At 66.1% G+C, this 14,438-nt stretch carries 18 protein-coding genes and 1 tRNA gene; 9 read left to right on the top strand and 10 right to left on the bottom strand.

Features of this window, described 5'->3' with window-relative positions; genetic code table 11:
- Window positions 1-110 precede the first annotated feature (110 nt).
- Together ACGFIB_RS08675 and ACGFIB_RS08670 are read right to left on the bottom strand one after the other, a co-directional pair.
- Window positions 111-932, bottom strand: coding sequence for an SAM-dependent methyltransferase (locus tag ACGFIB_RS08675; RefSeq protein ID WP_191052765.1), 822 nt, complete (start codon window positions 930-932; stop codon window positions 111-113).
- Window positions 933-1,188: 256 nt separating this feature from the next.
- On the bottom strand, window positions 1,189-1,593 hold the full coding sequence (locus tag ACGFIB_RS08670; RefSeq protein ID WP_167748106.1) for an ATP-binding protein: 405 nt from the start codon (window positions 1,591-1,593) through the stop codon (window positions 1,189-1,191).
- Window positions 1,594-1,888: 295 nt separating this feature from the next.
- On the opposite strand from ACGFIB_RS08670, the gene ACGFIB_RS08665 reads away from it, so the two are divergent.
- The 9 genes from ACGFIB_RS08665 to ACGFIB_RS08625 all read left to right on the top strand — a co-directional run bounded on the left by ACGFIB_RS08665 (window position 1,889) and on the right by ACGFIB_RS08625 (window position 7,633).
- Window positions 1,889-2,137 (top strand): DUF397 domain-containing protein, encoded by a 249-nt coding sequence (locus ACGFIB_RS08665; protein WP_357238258.1) that lies wholly within the window; start codon window positions 1,889-1,891, stop codon window positions 2,135-2,137.
- Between the two features lie 77 nt (window positions 2,138-2,214).
- Window positions 2,215-3,120 carry a helix-turn-helix domain-containing protein gene (locus ACGFIB_RS08660; RefSeq protein ID WP_393369692.1) on the top strand — a complete coding sequence of 302 codons (906 nt, stop codon included), beginning with the start codon at window positions 2,215-2,217 and terminating at the stop codon, window positions 3,118-3,120.
- Between the two features lie 143 nt (window positions 3,121-3,263).
- Window positions 3,264-3,659 (top strand): ATP-binding protein, encoded by a 396-nt coding sequence (locus tag ACGFIB_RS08655; protein ID WP_357238255.1) that lies wholly within the window; start codon window positions 3,264-3,266, stop codon window positions 3,657-3,659.
- 304 nt (window positions 3,660-3,963) lie between these two features.
- Window positions 3,964-4,083, top strand: coding sequence for a DLW-39 family protein (locus tag ACGFIB_RS08650; RefSeq protein ID WP_208802288.1), 120 nt, complete (start codon window positions 3,964-3,966; stop codon window positions 4,081-4,083).
- A 39-nt stretch (window positions 4,084-4,122) separates the two neighbouring features.
- Complete coding sequence (locus ACGFIB_RS08645) at window positions 4,123-4,839, top strand: HAD family hydrolase (protein ID WP_142568003.1); 717 nt, start codon at window positions 4,123-4,125, stop codon at window positions 4,837-4,839.
- 150 nt (window positions 4,840-4,989) lie between these two features.
- Window positions 4,990-5,062: transfer RNA gene (locus tag ACGFIB_RS08640), tRNA-Ala, on the top strand.
- Between the two features lie 275 nt (window positions 5,063-5,337).
- Window positions 5,338-5,910, top strand: coding sequence for a DUF6461 domain-containing protein (locus ACGFIB_RS08635; RefSeq protein ID WP_393369687.1), 573 nt, complete (start codon window positions 5,338-5,340; stop codon window positions 5,908-5,910).
- 476 nt (window positions 5,911-6,386) lie between these two features.
- A complete protein-coding gene (locus ACGFIB_RS08630) occupies window positions 6,387-6,995 on the top strand; it encodes an RNA polymerase sigma factor (protein WP_357238251.1) in 609 nt (202 codons plus the stop codon).
- The gene (locus tag ACGFIB_RS08625) at window positions 6,992-7,633 is read left to right on the top strand and encodes a hypothetical protein (RefSeq protein ID WP_357238249.1); all 642 of its coding nucleotides are present in this window, start codon (window positions 6,992-6,994) and stop codon (window positions 7,631-7,633) included. Before ACGFIB_RS08630 ends, ACGFIB_RS08625 begins: the two co-directional genes overlap by 4 nt.
- Before the next feature lie 417 nt (window positions 7,634-8,050).
- Here the strand turns inward: ACGFIB_RS08625 and ACGFIB_RS08620 are convergent, their stop codons facing one another.
- From ACGFIB_RS08620 to ACGFIB_RS08585, 8 genes are all read right to left on the bottom strand, one after another.
- The gene (locus tag ACGFIB_RS08620) at window positions 8,051-9,040 is read right to left on the bottom strand and encodes an outer membrane protein assembly factor BamB family protein (RefSeq protein WP_393369684.1); all 990 of its coding nucleotides are present in this window, start codon (window positions 9,038-9,040) and stop codon (window positions 8,051-8,053) included.
- Between the two features lie 428 nt (window positions 9,041-9,468).
- Window positions 9,469-9,828 carry a ribbon-helix-helix protein, CopG family gene (locus tag ACGFIB_RS08615; RefSeq protein WP_393369681.1) on the bottom strand — a complete coding sequence of 120 codons (360 nt, stop codon included), beginning with the start codon at window positions 9,826-9,828 and terminating at the stop codon, window positions 9,469-9,471.
- Entirely contained in the window at window positions 9,825-10,070 is a 246-nt protein-coding gene (locus ACGFIB_RS08610; RefSeq protein WP_357258206.1) for a hypothetical protein, read from the bottom strand. The genes ACGFIB_RS08615 and ACGFIB_RS08610 overlap by 4 nt, the downstream gene beginning before the upstream one ends.
- 387 nt (window positions 10,071-10,457) lie before the next feature.
- Window positions 10,458-10,880: a type II toxin-antitoxin system VapC family toxin gene (locus ACGFIB_RS08605; protein WP_393369677.1), complete on the bottom strand. Its 423-nt coding sequence runs from the start codon at window positions 10,878-10,880 to the stop codon at window positions 10,458-10,460.
- Complete coding sequence (locus tag ACGFIB_RS08600; RefSeq protein ID WP_393369674.1) at window positions 10,877-11,197, bottom strand: type II toxin-antitoxin system Phd/YefM family antitoxin; 321 nt, start codon at window positions 11,195-11,197, stop codon at window positions 10,877-10,879. Before ACGFIB_RS08600 ends, ACGFIB_RS08605 begins: the two co-directional genes overlap by 4 nt.
- Window positions 11,198-11,497: 300 nt before the next feature.
- Window positions 11,498-12,361: a hypothetical protein gene (locus ACGFIB_RS08595; protein WP_393369671.1), complete on the bottom strand. Its 864-nt coding sequence runs from the start codon at window positions 12,359-12,361 to the stop codon at window positions 11,498-11,500.
- The gene (locus tag ACGFIB_RS08590) at window positions 12,358-12,864 is read right to left on the bottom strand and encodes a SigE family RNA polymerase sigma factor (RefSeq protein ID WP_393369668.1); all 507 of its coding nucleotides are present in this window, start codon (window positions 12,862-12,864) and stop codon (window positions 12,358-12,360) included. Before ACGFIB_RS08590 ends, ACGFIB_RS08595 begins: the two co-directional genes overlap by 4 nt.
- Before the next feature lie 871 nt (window positions 12,865-13,735).
- On the bottom strand, window positions 13,736-14,374 hold the full coding sequence (locus ACGFIB_RS08585) for a FadR/GntR family transcriptional regulator (protein ID WP_357258219.1): 639 nt from the start codon (window positions 14,372-14,374) through the stop codon (window positions 13,736-13,738).
- Between the last annotated feature and the right edge of the window lie 64 nt (window positions 14,375-14,438).

Raw genomic sequence — 14,438 nt, 5'->3', positions numbered from 1 at the left:
CCGGGCTGGTCAGTCTGCGCAGGGACGCCCAGCGCCGGTGGTCACGAACTGCGTTCTCGGTGCTCCCAGTGCTCTCGGTGCTCCCGGTGCTCGCTGTGCTTTCCGTGCTCTCAGCGCTTGCGGCCGACGCCGCCGACCGCCCAGACCGTGTCCTTCGGCGGTCGCAGCTCGTCGGGCTCCGGCCGCCATTCGGGCACCCGGACCAGGCCGGGCTCCACCATTTCCAGGTCGCCGAACAGCGGCAGGATTTCGGCCTCGGTGGGCAGCCGCAGGCGGCCGTCGTCCTTGGTCGCCCATTCGTCGGCGAAAAGCAGGGCGAGCTTGTCCGTCGCCTCCGGCCGGAGGTCGGAGATCGCGTGGCTGATGACCATGTAGCTGCCGGGTGCGATCGCCTCGCGCAGCCGCGTGGTGACGGCCATCGTGAGGTCGTCGTCGTTGATCGCCGCCAGGACCGCGACGAGCAGGACGGCCACCGGCTCGTCGAGGTCGACGAGCTCCCGCAGCCGCGGATGCGTGAGGATCGAGTCCGGGTCGCGTACGTCGCCGCGGATCACCACGACGCGCTCGTTGTCCTCCACCAGCGCCTGGCCGTGATTGACCACGACAGGGTCTTTGTCCACGTAGACCACGCGCGCGTCGGGGGCGCACTCCTGGACGATCTCGTGCACGTTGCCCTGGGTCGGCAGGCCGCAGCCGATGTCGATGAACCGGCGGATTCCGGCGGCGGCCAGAAACCGAATGGTCCTGCGCAGGAACTTGCGCCCCTCGCGGCACATCAGGGGAAGCTCCGGCGCGATCAGCAGCGCCGCCTCTGCGGCATCGCGATCTGCGGCGAAGTTGTCCTTCCCGCCGAGCCAGTAGTCGTAGACCCGGGCCTCGTTCGGGATGGACGGGTCGAAACCCACCGGCTCGACCGGGGGGAATACCGGCATGATCCTCCGTTCAGCCCTGATTACCGATATTACCGGTGTGGGATGGGCCTAAGTGAGGATGGGTACGGCTGCTGGTCCTATGGCATAGGGGATTCCGGCGGCGGGGCCGGCCTTCGGACCTTCACCGGCGGCCTTCGCGGGCAGCCTTCACGGGCGGCCGTCGCGGGCGGCCTTCCAAGGCGGCCTGCACCGACGGCGGGGCCGGCTTCGGGCCTGCTCGGGCGGCCCTCTCCGGTGGCCTTCTCGACTGGAGGGATCAGCGGTAGCCGGCGGCCTCGGCCGTGAATCCGGCCCAGACGGCCTTGCCCACGGGGCGTAGCCGCGTCCAGCCCCACATTTGGCTGACCCCGGCAACGACCTGCAGACCGCGCCCGGTCTCCGCGACGTAGTCGGGCTCGCGCAGCACCGGCGCGTCGGTGCTGGGGTCGGTCACCATGCACAGCAGCGCGCGGTACGAACGGAACATCAACAGGCGTACCGGCAGGGGATGGATGGCCTGGTGGCGCAGGCCGTGGCGCAGCGCGTTGGTGACCAGTTCGCAGACCGCGAGCGCGGCGTCGTCGGCCACGTCCTCCATGGACCAGGTCTGCAGCACCCCGGTGGTGAAGTGCCGCGCGGTGCGCGCGGCGAGACTCTCACGGTGGAACTCGTGCACGGCCACCTGGGGAACACCGCACGGCTGCTGGCCATAGGTCCAAGGCCAGCGCTTGCCTTCCGGAAAGACCTGCTCAAGCGTGCCCAGCCAGGGATCCCGGGCAACGCTATCGGCTTCTGCGAGGGAAGCGCGGTCCGTCCGATAACCAGTCATTGAGAGCCCTATGAGGTTGATGTCGACCATGTGGCGGGATGACTCTGTAAGTCATACTGCTCCCATTGATGCTCCTGTGCAAGTACAGATGCACGTGCAAACGCACGAATGTCGCTCGTTGGGCTCGGATTCCGAAACGAGGCGCCGCGTGTCCCTGATCTACAACGGAATGCCCTCATCTCATCTGGGGCAGCAGGCCTGGCGCAAGAGCCGGCACAGCAATCCGAGCGGCAACTGCGTCGAGATCGCCGCGCTCCCCGACGGCCGGGTGGCACTGCGCAACTCCCGGCACCCGTCCGGGCCGGCGCTGATCGTTCCACTTCAGGACATGACCGCATTCCTCCGCGCCGCCAAGGAGGGCGAATTCGACGACCTACTCCGTGAAGTGGAGAAATGATCTCACCACTTGCGCGGGCCGACGTGGGGAGTATCGTGAACGTGGCGTAAACGTCGGTGCACCTCAAAGGACCCCATATGACTGCGGCCCCTACCGAGGGTGTGCCTCACCCGATCGACCTGGCGGCACGGTCGCGCCGCAGCCCCACGGTCCTGCGCATTCTGCTCGGCACCCAACTGCGACGGCTCCGTGAGAGCAGGCACATCCGCCTGGAGGAGGCCGGTCACGCCATCCGCGCCTCCCACTCGAAGATCAGCCGGATGGAACTCGGGCGCGTCGGGTTCCGTCGCCGCGACGTCGCCGACCTCCTCACCCTGTACGGCGTCACCGACGAGAGCGAGCGCGAGGCGCTGCTCTCGCTCGTCGCCCAGGCCAACGCCCCCGGCTGGTGGCACAAGTACGACGACGTCCTGCCCTCCTGGTTCGAGGCGTACGTCGGCCTGGAGCAGGCCGCGAGCGCCATCCGCTGCTACGAGGTGCAGTTCGTGCCCGGGCTGCTACAGGCCCCCGCGTACGCCGAAGCGGTTGTGCGCCTCGGCCATCCCGACGCGTCGGGCGAGGAGATCGAGCGCCGCGTCCGGCTGCGGATGGACCGCCAGGAGGTGCTGGTCCGCCTGGACCCGCCCATTCTGTGGGCGGTGATCGACGAGGCCGTGCTGCGGCGTCCGGTGGGCGGGGCCGAGGTGATGCGGGCCCAGATCGAGCACCTGCTCGAGATGATCGCCCAGCCTCGTGTAACGCTCCAAATCATCCCGTTCAGCGCCGGGGGGCACGCGGCCGCCGGAGGGCCGTTCAGCATCCTGCGCTTCGCGGGGGTCGGGCTGCCGGACATCGTCTACCTCGAACAGCTCACCAGCTCCATCTACCTGGAGAAACGGGAGGACATCGACCGCTATCTCGCCGTCATGGAACGCCTGTGCATGCAGGCCGGACCGGTGTCGGAGACCAAGCGGATGCTACGGCAGATCATGACGGAGCTGTGACGATGCGCTAGCGTCACGTGCGCGAACCCCCCGCTGCCGCGCGCCGCAGAAGAGTGTGGCGCGAACCGTACCTGAAAATACGTGTCAGGTGCGCGTGTGCGGTAAATGGAGTACCACCACACCGTGGGGCAAGCAGGAGGGCGGTGAGAACCTTGGCGGGCAGCCTGCTCAGCCTGGAGTTCGACCGAAGTTCGGTCACCAGGGTGCGGCATCTCGTCATGGTGTCGGCGCAGGAGGCCGGGCTCAAGGGCGTGATCCTGGAGGATTTCGTGCTTGCGGTGCACGAGGCGGTCACCAACGCCGTCCGATATGGCTCCCCGCCGCGGGGAATCGCCATGTGGCGCGAGGCGGGATTGCTGGTGGCTGAGATCACCGACAAAGGTCCCGGCATTCCCGACGAGGCGCTGGAGCGCGAGGAGACGACGACGCGGTTCGGCTTCGGGGGACGCGGACTGTGGCTCATGAACCGCCTGGCCGACCTCGTCGTGCGTACGGGGGCCGAGGGAACGACGATCCGCCTCTCCGTGGCGCTTCCCTGATCGACATCTGACTTCCGCTGAGAGCGGAGCGCGGACCGCCTGACCGAAACCAGGCCTCCCTCTTTCTCCGGACGCCGCCCGCAGGCATGGTTAGCGCCACTGTGAGCTGGGCACTTCTGATCTCGCCGCCCTGCCGCCAGGGTCGGACGGCGGGCCAGACAGGCGAGCCGTAATCATGATTGTGGTGCAGCGAGATTTCGGGCAATCCGGGCCGGGCGTCGAAGCCTTGCTAGGCTGCAGGGAACCGTAGAACCGGGCGTTGTCTCACCCGGCAGGTGAGACCGTCGAGAAGTGGGGTCACACCGTGAAGAAGCTGCTTGTTCTCGCTCTGGTCGCCGTCGGCGGACTTCTGGTCTGGCGCAAGGTGCAGGCCGACCGTGCCGAGCTCGACCTGTGGACCGAGGCCACCGGCAGCGAGAACTGACCACCAGGGATGGTGCTTGATCGTGGCAAGGGTACGGGAATGAGCCCCGTGAAGCTGGCCTGTCTTGACTTGGCCGGGACCACGATCGGTGACATCGAAATGGTGGAACGGGCGTTCGCCGAGGCGATCGCCACGCAGGGCATCGTCCCCGGGACCAGCGCCTATGCCCGTGCCATGGTGCATGTGCACAGGTCCCGGGGATGTCCCCAGATCGAAGTCTTCCGGGGCATCTTCCCCGGGAACGAGGCCCAGGCGCAGGCCGCGAACCTGACCTTCGAGCGCTCCTACGAGGGAGCAATCGAACGGTCCGGTCTCGTGCCGCTGCCCGGGACCGTCGAGACCATCGCGAAGCTGCGCGACGCAGGCTTGAAGATCGCCCTGATCACCGGATTCAGCCGTGCGACGCTGGGACGGGTGCTGAGCAGCCTCACCTGGGTCGACATGCTGGACCTCGCACTGTGTCCCGAGGACGCCGGACGTGGCCGTCCCTACCCGGACATGGTGCTCACCGCCGTTCTGCGTTCCGGTGTCGACGACGTACGGCAGGTGGCCGTGGCGGGCGACTCCGAGAGCGACATGCTGTGCGGCCGGCGCGCGGGCGCCTCGATCGTCGCCGGAGTGCTCACCGGCGTCCACAGTAAGGACCGTCTGCTCGGCGGCGGCGCCACCCACATCATCGATTCCATCGCCGGCTTCCCCGGGCTCGTCCTGGGCAACGGGGTCAGCGCGTCGCCGGTGGTCACCTCGGCCTCCTGATCGCCGGCTCGTTTCTGAAGATCTCCCCCGATGCCGAGGGCAACGTGGGCGGCGCGGCGCCTATCGAGTGGCGCTCGGGTGCGGGCTGTTGCTACGGTGTACGCACCGGCGGCCTGTGGATCTGCGCCTTCGCGCATTCGCGCCCGCCAAGGGGCCTTAGCTCAGCTGGCAGAGCGCCTGCTTTGCAAGCAGGAAGTCAGGGGTTCGAATCCCCTAGGCTCCACCTCGCAAAACACCGCCTCCCTGATCTTGGGAAGCGGTGTCCGGGCCATTAAGGGGCCATTAGCTCTCAGCACTGCTCTCCTTCTCGCCGTTGGCCATCTGTCGTTCGGCCTCCACCCGGCGCTCAGCTTGCCAGCGGAATCTGGGGGAGGCGAGGTTCGCGCCCGACCACAGCGGCGAGCATGCCGGGGGCAGCCCAGTGACTCCAACCTCACTGGAGGGCGTTCGACTAATTTGTCCAGCGTCACCAGGAGCGACGAGCAGGGGAAAGGGACAATGGTCGAGCTGAGTCGCGCCGACTTCAATTGGCTGGACGAGGATGGCGTTCTCGGGCATGCGTGGAGTCTGACCTTTGTCCGAGGTGTCGACGAGGCCGAGGCGCTGCGTCGGCTGGGTGCGGAGCAGGCGGATATCCATCTCTTCACCAACGAGGATTGTCCCTTGCCTGAGGCGGTCCGGGCCTGGCGGTCAGGCGACTGGACCGTGATCATCGAAGTGGCCGACTGCAATCTGGTTGACCCGGACGTCACCGATGCTCTGTCCGCGCAGACCGAGACCATCACGATCTTCAGCAACGTCAACGGGTGGAGCAGGTTCGAGCACGTGATCGACGGCCGGGTGACGACCTCGTTCGACCCTCTCAGCGCATACTTTCGAGAGGGGGACGAGCCCGATCGCTTCGTCGTAGAGATGCGTGCAGCCGGGTTCGACCCGGACAGTGATCCTGACGGAGATTTCGATCTCCCGGACGACCACGGATCGTTATTCGTACTGACCGCCCTGCTCACTGGTGTCGTTCTCACTCGGCAGGTCTTCGATGGACCGCTTCCGGGTGCCCTTGTGAAGTAAAGGTGTCTGCTGTGCAGCAGCAGTACAGCAGCCGGGCCTCTGACGTCTCGTAGTGACGGGCGCCACCGGATGTCACAACGGGCCGGTTGGGAGCCATTAGCTCTCAGCACGGCTCTCCTTCTTGGCGTCGACCTCGTAGGTGAAGGTGCCCGAGGCATATTCGTGGCAGCAGGCCGACATGACCTCGATCCCCTATGAGATCCGGGCTCTTATCTCGGAGTCGACAGCGATCTTCCACCTTCCTGGTTCGATGACCACGGACCAGTCGCCGACCTTCACAGCGCCCGATGTAACCGGCCGCGTCCTCCGCGTCCTCCATCGAGCGCTCGTCCAGCTCATCGAACGTCACTTCCTCCGGTTTGGGATCCCACTATCGAAACTCCTCGCAGAGGTGTTGTGGTGCCACTGCCGCCAGGCTTCTTCTTTGTGCTTTCTGGGAACCCGGGGAGCGCTGCGGACAGTTCCTGTGTGTGGATATGTCGATACGTGCCCGGATACGTGGCGGGGATACAGAGGCGTTTGAGCAGCTCTTCGATGAGTTTGCCCGATCAGTGTACGGCCATGCCTTCCGGCTGACGGGAAACTGGTCGGTCGCCGAGGACGTGGTGTCCCTGACCTTCCTGGAGGCCTGGCGGCTGCGCCACCGGATCGACGCCGATGGCGGTTCGCTGCGGCCGTGGTTGCTGGGCATCGCCACTAACGTCGCGCGCAATACCCGGCGGGCCGCCTACCGCTACGACGACGCCCTGGCCCGCATGCCCAGAGCCGAGCAGGTTCCCGACCTCGCCGATGAGGTGGCGGGACGCATCGACGACGCCGACCGGCTGGCCGTGATCCGGTGGGCTTACGGCACGCTGCGCCGCCAGGAGCAGGAAGTGTTCGCGCTGGTCGTCGGGTCGGGTCTCGGTTACGTCGAGGCCGCCGAGGCGCTGGGTATCTCGGTGGGCACGGTCCGATCCCGGCTGTCTCGGGCGCGAAAGAAGCTGGAGAAGTTCGCGGCTGAAAGGGAACCGTCCCGGCCGTCACGACAGGTAAGAGGTGACCGCGACATCGCGGCCCGGTTCACGAGGGAGGAGTACCGATGAACGAGGACGAGCGAGAAAGGCTGACCCGGCTGCTGCCGTACCAGGTGGAGCCCGAACTCTCGTGGAACCGGCACCGACAGCTCAAGGAGTTTGTGATGACCGAGATTCACCAGGAAGCTCAGCCGGCCAAGCCGAAGCGGCGGCTGCTGCGCTCTGCCCTCCTGGCCCCGGTGCTGGCTGCCGCCGCTGCCGTGGCGATCGCCGTCCCGCTGATTCTGGGCGGTGGCGCGGCCTACGCCGTCTCCAAGAATGACGATGGCACCATTTTCATCACCATCAACGAAGCCAAGGACCCCAAGGGCTTGCAGGCGGACCTGCAAGACATGGGGCTCAACGCGGTCGTCGACTACATCCCCAGAGGCAAGAAGTGCAGCCCGCAGCCTCGTAGTCAGAGCTTCCTATCCAAGGAAGACGCTCCCCTCACCGTTTGGCCGGGACCGGAGAGTCAGGAGTCCGGCTTCACGATCGACCCCAAGGTCGTCAGGGACGGCCAGGTCGCGGTGCTGGAGTTCAGCGTCTCTGAGCAGCCGGAGAGGACGGTCGCCGGTATTTGGGCGAGAGTCTCCAACGGACCCGTGGCCGACTGCAAGCTGGTCGACAGCACCGAGGCTCCGCTCGGCCCGCCCGAGGGCAGCTGACCATTCCCTCCAAAGGCGCGGCAGGCCGGTCATCCCCACAGGGGCGCCTACCGCACCTCTGGAGGCCCTGGGGGGTCGATGGCTTGGCGATGAGTCTCTTCTTCAACAACCGTGCGATCTTGGAAATCGCCGCAACGGGAAAATCGTTCCTGGAGGATCGAAGGCTGCCCGTGGTGTTTTCCTCTTGGATGACGAACTGAGTGACAACCGCCTCGGACGGGGGCGGACGACGGTGGATCACCGCGGACCGTAAGCCCAGGTAGGAGCGGGTATTACCCATGGTCCCGCCCCTACCTGGGTTGCTTTGCAAGCAGGAAGTCAGGGATTCGAATCCCCTAGGCTTCACCCACGTCAGGGGCCACCTCTCGTGATCGGGAAGTGGCCTTGGCAGTAGCGGATTGCGGTAGCGAGAGTGGTCTAGCTGGAGCGGTCGATAACGATCATCCGCAGCGTTCCCTTAGTGATCATAAGTACCTCTCCCGCTCCAAGGTCGCGCAGTGCGATAACCCTGGCAGCCGATGAGGACCGCTCGAGAACGTGCCCGTCAGAACTCAGGCGAAAGAGCACGCCGCCTTGACTGATTATCACGAACCCCTTGTCGTCTCGACCGACACCTTCGGCGAGTGGCTGCCCGACGCCTACGTTCCACAACGCTGATCCGTTCTCAGGGTTGACGGCGACATAACCGGCGCCCCGCTCCCGCAACAAGATCACACCACCGGTGAACTCGGCAGCCGAGGCCGTGAGGTCGGCATCATGCTGAAAGAGCCGATCCGCGAGAGCCGACGAGAACTGAATGTTGACAAGGGACCGGGGTCCGCATAACGCTAGGCAACGGTCAGGGTCGATGAGGGTGAACGCGGGGCGGTTATCGGGGTCCGCCAGTGGTTCCGGCAGGCGCCACCGGTCAAGCTCCCTGCCATCTCGTGGATCGATCAGCCACGCTTTCGTGCCGCTCCCGAGCAGTACGCCGCCGCCCCACGGCAGAGGGAGCACCGTGTTCGTGCGGTGCTGTGTCAGCCATAAAGGCCGTCCGTCGTCCGAGTTGAACCCCGCCATAGGCGTGTAACCACGCCAGCCGCCCACGATGATCGCGTCTGCGGTGGCCACGACATGCCCCGAGTACCTTGGCAGGCCAACCTGCCACACCAGCGATCCCGTCATGAGATCGACGCAGGACAGTTGATCGCTGTCCTGCGCGGGACAGAGACAGCGGTCGCTGGCGATGACCACTCCTCGCGGCCACGTTCCTATCGGGATGTCCCAGCGGACCGAGCCGTCATGGCGATTCAGGCAGACAAGCCGAGTGTGTCGTTCATGGACGACGATGCAGTCTTGCGCGACTGCCAGTGCGGAAGCGGAACCCCTTTGGTGAAGCTGCCGCTCCCACAGCGTCATCCCGATCACGCAACCAGTTCACCAGGCGGTAGCCGGTCACTTCAACCGCAGGTGGACGGGACTCGGAGGATCCCCGCCTGACGAGGCTAGAACAAGGGTCGGCGGCAGGACCGCCGTGCCATTAGCGTGCCATTGGTTAAGGGCGGTCAATAGCGGGCACTCACGGTCACTCGCGAGCGGCTTCCTGTCCAGGTGGTTGCCGTTTCCGCTGTGATCAGGCCGTTTTGCAAGCGGGAAGTCAGGGGTTCGAATCCCCTAGGCTCCACCCACTCATAAGCCCAGGCCAGGGACCGTTCCCCGTGCCGGGGCTTTGATCGTTATTCGGCCTTCGCGCTCTTCCGTGCCCGTTGCGTGCCCGATCCACTCTTGAGTTGTCCTCGCGCGAGGCTGTCGAGCTGCTTGGCCACCCGGTGCCGTCGCTCGTCCGTCGCACGGACTCATCCCGCTCTGAGGAATTGCTCAAAGGCTTCCCGTGCCAGCGCCGACACACTCTTCCCTTCTTGCTCGGCGCGGGCCTTCGCGCGTTCACGCAACTCCTCTGGAACTCTGAAGGAGACCCTTGGGGAATGTGTGCCCTCGCCTGTGAGCGATGGACGTCCGGGGCGGCCGGTAGGCACGGGTACGCGGCCCTCGTCGATCGCGCGATGAACGTCGCTGATTGCATCCCGTACGTACTCGTCGTTGATCAGGTTGCCTTTGGCGTCGTAGATCTCTTCAGAGCCGCTGTCGATATCGGAGTCGTGGTCCAGGGCGAGTTCGATGTCTTCGGGTGGCCAGGCTGCCTCGTGCTCAGTCATGGCGTCCTTCTCCGTAGCGCGGTTGGCATCACGTGGATGATCACTAAAGCTTTTTCGGTGAGGATGCCGATCACCTCCAGCTCTATGCCCCGATCATCGGGGCCGATCCAGACCCATCGGTCCTCCAGCGTCGGGTCGGTGGCCGGGACGATCGCTGGCGGCCCAGATCGGACGACATGTAAGGCATGCGCCTGTCCGATGCGGTGCTTCCGCGCCGACCGGTAGAAGCGCAACTTTTTCATGCCCATATTATGTCGGACACAACCTCTGTAGGTAGGGGGTTCCGGTCTGCAGCGCGCGCGACCCTTGAAACGGGTCGCGTCCTGGGTGTCGGGGCTACGAAGAGGACGGGGCGGACCAGGGGTTGCGGCCCGCACCCGCCGGCAGGTCGGGAGCGTGATCGCCGGGCCATTAGCGGGCCATCAAGGGCGGTCAATAGGGGGCACTCACGGTCACTCGCGGACTGCCCCTCGCCCAGGTCGGGGCCGTTGTCCCTGGTGATCAGGCCGATTTGCAAGCAGTAAGTCAGGGGTCGGCTCCACCCACTCAAAGCCCAGGCCAGGGACTGTTTTCCCCGCCCGCGCTTTGATTTGGTTCCTGCGGGCGGAAGCAACTTATGGTAGGCGCGGTCACGTGCCGTCTCGCCGGGGTCGAGTGACTGGAACCACGTTGAGCAGATGATCCAAGCCTTTGAAGTCCTTTGGGTTGCAGGTGTAGAGCGGCAGTTGGTTGGCGATCGCCACGCAAGCGATCATGTAATCGGCTATGCGGGGACGCGGTTTGCGGCCTGAGGCGATGACAGCGGTCCAGAGTTGGCCGTACTCACGGGCGGCGGTTTCGTCGAAGGGAAGCGGGTCGAACTCAGCCTCGGCGGCCTGCAAGATCTTCATCCGCTGGGCGAGTTCCTGCGGCCCGGACGCCACGAGTACGCCGACCGACATCTCTGCCGTTGTAATGGCGCTGATCGTCATCTCGTCGGGCAATTCGTCCGGGTTGATCCCAGCGCGCAGGATGAGGATGTTGGTGTCGAGCAGCCCTTGCGTGAGGGTCATTGCCCGCCCTCGGTGAACTCGCCTCTGCCGTACGCGCGATCGTAGGGGTCGTAGAGCTCGTCGTTGACGTGTCGGTCTGTGTCCTCGCGGTACTTCCGGTCATCGAGACGCGGCATACCTCGGGACAAGGCGGCGAACTCCGCTCGTGAGACGGCCCGGTGCCCGCGACGAATCGGCACGAGGTCGCCGATGTGGTGGCCATTACGAGTCACGGCGTACCGTTCGCCGCGTTCCAGGCCATCCATGATCTCTGCAGAGCGGTTGCGGAGATCGCGCTGCGAGATCTGATGGGACCGTTCAGGCTCAGAGATGCTCACCCCACAAGTGTGGAGGGGGCGTGCTATCCGGTGCCACCAAGTAGCACCACGCTATCCATCGTCGGGATGTGGGGGCCGCAAAGTCGGGCTATTAGCAGGCCATTATGGGCGGCCAACAGGGGGTGCTCACGGTCACTCGCGGACGCCCGCTCGCGGTCGTAGAGACGAGTCTGGTCTCGTGCCAGCCCTCCCCTATCGACATCGGTTACACGGGTTTCCTAGTACGACAGCTGGGCGGCGGAGCCGGTCGCGCCCCCACGCTGACCGGCTTAGCCATATCCGCCCAATTTATGTTCCGGTTCAGTCCGCGTTGTCGTAATCGGGACCGAGAGGGGCGAAGAGGACCTCCGCCTTCCGGCTGATGACCTGGCCCGTCTCGTCGTACGCGGTCACGGTCACGGCGGGGGTGTCGAGGTGCTTGCCGTCCGCTTTCAGGCGCGCCGGCACCCGCCCGATGAAGAAGCCGTTGGCCACTACGGCGTCCGTGTGCCTGCCGTCCGCCCAGTCGATCTCGACGCGGGTCACCTCCTGCGTCACGCGCCCTGCCGCGACGCGGTAGCCGCCGCCGCTCTGGTCGTCGTCCGACATGGCGTTGGAGTCGGTCCCCGTCGTGTACGCGTCCACGGTCAGCGGTCCGGAGACGCCCGCGTTGAGGTTGCCGGGCGGGGTGGATCCCCAAGGGGTGAAGACGGGGACGCTGGGAAACGCCTCCTTGTACTTCTGCGGTGTGCAGAGGACGAAGCCGGCCTTGCTCCCGACGAGTGCGGTCGAGCCGACGGCGTCGCGGTACACCACCAGCTCGCGGAAGTCCTTGACGTCGGCGTCCAGCGGGTACCGCTTGCGGGGGTCCATGCCGTCCACCGGCCCTCCCAGCGGCATGCAGTCCCGTACGGCCTGGAGCTGCACGGGGGTGTTCGTCGGCAGGCCGGCGGGGCCGCTCGCCGGCGGATCCGCCGTGACGATGGTCGTGTTCCGGGCGATGGGGACCACGACCAGCGTCCCGGCCGCGGCGGCGGCGAGCGCGCCGGCGGCCAGCGTCCAGCTCAGGCGGCGGCGTCTGGACCCCGCGACGGCCCGGGCCGCCATGGCCTGGCCGTTCACGGAGCGGGAGGCGTCCGCCAGCCGCCGTAGCTCAGTGGCGATCGTTGTTTCGTCGACGTTCATTTCCAGACCTCCTGCATGACGGGTTCGCGGACCAGTTCGCGGAGCCGGGCAATAGCGTGATGGGTCTGGCTGCGTACGGTTCCCACCGAGCAGCCCATGATCTTGGCGACCTCGGATTCCGGGAGATCCTCGTAGTAACGCAACACCAGCACGGCGCGCTTGCGCGGTGGCAGCGCGCGCAAAGCCTGCTGGAGGGTGAGGTGGTCGTCCACCTGGGCCGTGCGATCGCCCGTCATCCGCTCAGGGGGCGACTCCACCACCTTCTCCCTGCCCCAGCGGGGACTTCGCCAGCGGCTGACCTGTTCGTGGTACATGACCTTCCGCACGTACGCCTCGGGGTTGTCGCGGATCTTGTTCCAGCGGCCCGCGGTCTTGGTCAGCGCGGTCTGGAGCAGGTCCTCGGCCGCGTACTGGTCGTGGGTGAGGACATAGGCGAGCCTTATCAGGCTGTCCGACCGAGCCGACACGAAGTCGGCGAAGTCGCGTTTCTGCTCGTTGTTCAACAGATCTCCTCTGGTCGCCTCCTAAGACGCGATCCCCTACCGGACCTATGGCGTGCCGACGAGACAGCCTTGCGGGGAGGCCACCGTGCCCGTTCACCCACGAGGGGCTCGGTGGACCGCGACATGATGATTCCGGTTGTCGACCGTATCCGCGTCCCCCCGCCACAGCCGCGGCCACCCGCGCACCCGGCCTGACCATCTTGGAAGGGACAGGGCGTACTCATCCCGCAGGAACCGGCGTTACCTGTATAGGCACCAGATCAAGCACACGAGGGTGAACCAGGGGACGGGCCGTGCTTGGGCGGCCGCTGCAGGTCGCGAACATGATCGCCGGGCCATTAGTGGGCCATCAAGGGCGGTCATCAGGGGTCAGCCGCGGTCACTCGCGGACTGCCCCTCGCCCAGGCCGGGGCCGTTGTTCCTGGTGATCAGGCGGATTTGAAGCAGGAAGTCAGGGGTTCGAATCCCCTAGGCTCCACCTCGAAAAACAGCGCCTCCCTGATCGATGAGCGCGGCCCGGTCGCTGTCGTGCCCCATCCGCGCCTTGAGGTCGATGTCCGAGCGCCGCAGCGCGATCACCTCACCCACCCCAGGCTCGCGAAGGTGGTCAGCAGGATCAGCGCGCGTATGCGCCGGTCGGCCATCCGGTCGGCCGGCTCGATGACCTGGGCGATGGTGAGATGGGCCGCTCTGGCGTCTGCTCGTTGTCCGCCCGTGATCCGGCAGGGGTTCCGGCCCAGCTTGTCCTCTTAGACGGCCGTCATCAACACGGCCCGTACGGCAACACGGCCCGTACCGCCTGCTGCGGGCGCTTCGCGTTGCGGGGCAATCGTCAAAGACGCCTCGCCCGAGCGGGTGGCGATTGCGTGGTTCAGCGCATGAAGGGTTTGAAGATGGAAGCCACCTTCGTGGCAGCACGGTCGGCGTCCCGGTCCGCGATCGCCTCGACCAGCTCGTGGTGATAGCGGTGTGCCGCGTCCTCGTCCTCGCTCTTCTCGTCGCGCATGTGGGCAGCGAAGACGTCGAGCATGCTGGAGTACAGCTTGACGTAGAGAGGGTTGTGCGTCGCTGCCACGATCGCGCGATGCAGGGCGAGGTCCGCGCTCGCTCGCTGGTCGAGATCATTGGTCGACCAGCTCGCTTCTCGACGGTCGCGCAGCTCGCGCAGCAGTTCGACGTCGGCATCTGAGCGGTTCGATGCGGCCAGTGACGCTGCAGAGCTGTCAAGGGCAAGGCGTAGTTCCAGGTAGTGGCGACGGGTGCCACCGGCGAGCTGACGTTCAAGAGTGCCGGTCAGCTCGGAGTCGGAGATGACGAAGGTGCCGCGGCCCTGCTCACGGCGCAGCAGACCTGCGTGCACCAGCGACTGCACCGCCTCGCGCACCGTGTTCCGGCCGATCCCGAACTCCGACACCAGTGCGGCCTCGGTCGGTATCCGCTCACCGACCGGCCAGCGTCCAGAGGCCACCTCCTCGCGGAAGCGCTCGGCAGCCTGGTCGATGAGTCCCACTCGACGCATCGGCTGTTGCGTGTCAGACTCTTCGCAACTCATCCCATAATCCCATCATCTGCTG

It is taken from the genome of Microbispora bryophytorum (assembly GCF_043197435.1).
GTDB classification, from domain to species: Bacteria; Actinomycetota; Actinomycetes; order Streptosporangiales; family Streptosporangiaceae; genus Microbispora; species Microbispora bryophytorum.
This window is presented reverse-complemented; position numbering and strand designations above follow the sequence as displayed.

Coding starts and splice junctions, on each gene's coding strand:
- ACGFIB_RS08675 (WP_191052765.1), bottom strand. CDS start 932: ATGCCGGTATTCCCCCCGGTCGAGCCGGTGGGTTTCGACCCGTCCATC.
- ACGFIB_RS08645 (WP_142568003.1), top strand. CDS start 4,123: ATGAGCCCCGTGAAGCTGGCCTGTCTTGACTTGGCCGGGACCACGATC.
- ACGFIB_RS08595 (WP_393369671.1), bottom strand. CDS start 12,361: ATGAACGTCGACGAAACAACGATCGCCACTGAGCTACGGCGGCTGGCG.
- ACGFIB_RS08615 (WP_393369681.1), bottom strand. CDS start 9,828: ATGACTGAGCACGAGGCAGCCTGGCCACCCGAAGACATCGAACTCGCC.
- ACGFIB_RS08635 (WP_393369687.1), top strand. CDS start 5,338: ATGGTCGAGCTGAGTCGCGCCGACTTCAATTGGCTGGACGAGGATGGC.
- ACGFIB_RS08610 (WP_357258206.1), bottom strand. CDS start 10,070: ATGAAAAAGTTGCGCTTCTACCGGTCGGCGCGGAAGCACCGCATCGGA.
- ACGFIB_RS08625 (WP_357238249.1), top strand. CDS start 6,992: ATGAACGAGGACGAGCGAGAAAGGCTGACCCGGCTGCTGCCGTACCAG.
- ACGFIB_RS08660 (WP_393369692.1), top strand. CDS start 2,215: ATGACTGCGGCCCCTACCGAGGGTGTGCCTCACCCGATCGACCTGGCG.
- ACGFIB_RS08630 (WP_357238251.1), top strand. CDS start 6,387: ATGTCGATACGTGCCCGGATACGTGGCGGGGATACAGAGGCGTTTGAG.
- ACGFIB_RS08605 (WP_393369677.1), bottom strand. CDS start 10,880: ATGACCCTCACGCAAGGGCTGCTCGACACCAACATCCTCATCCTGCGC.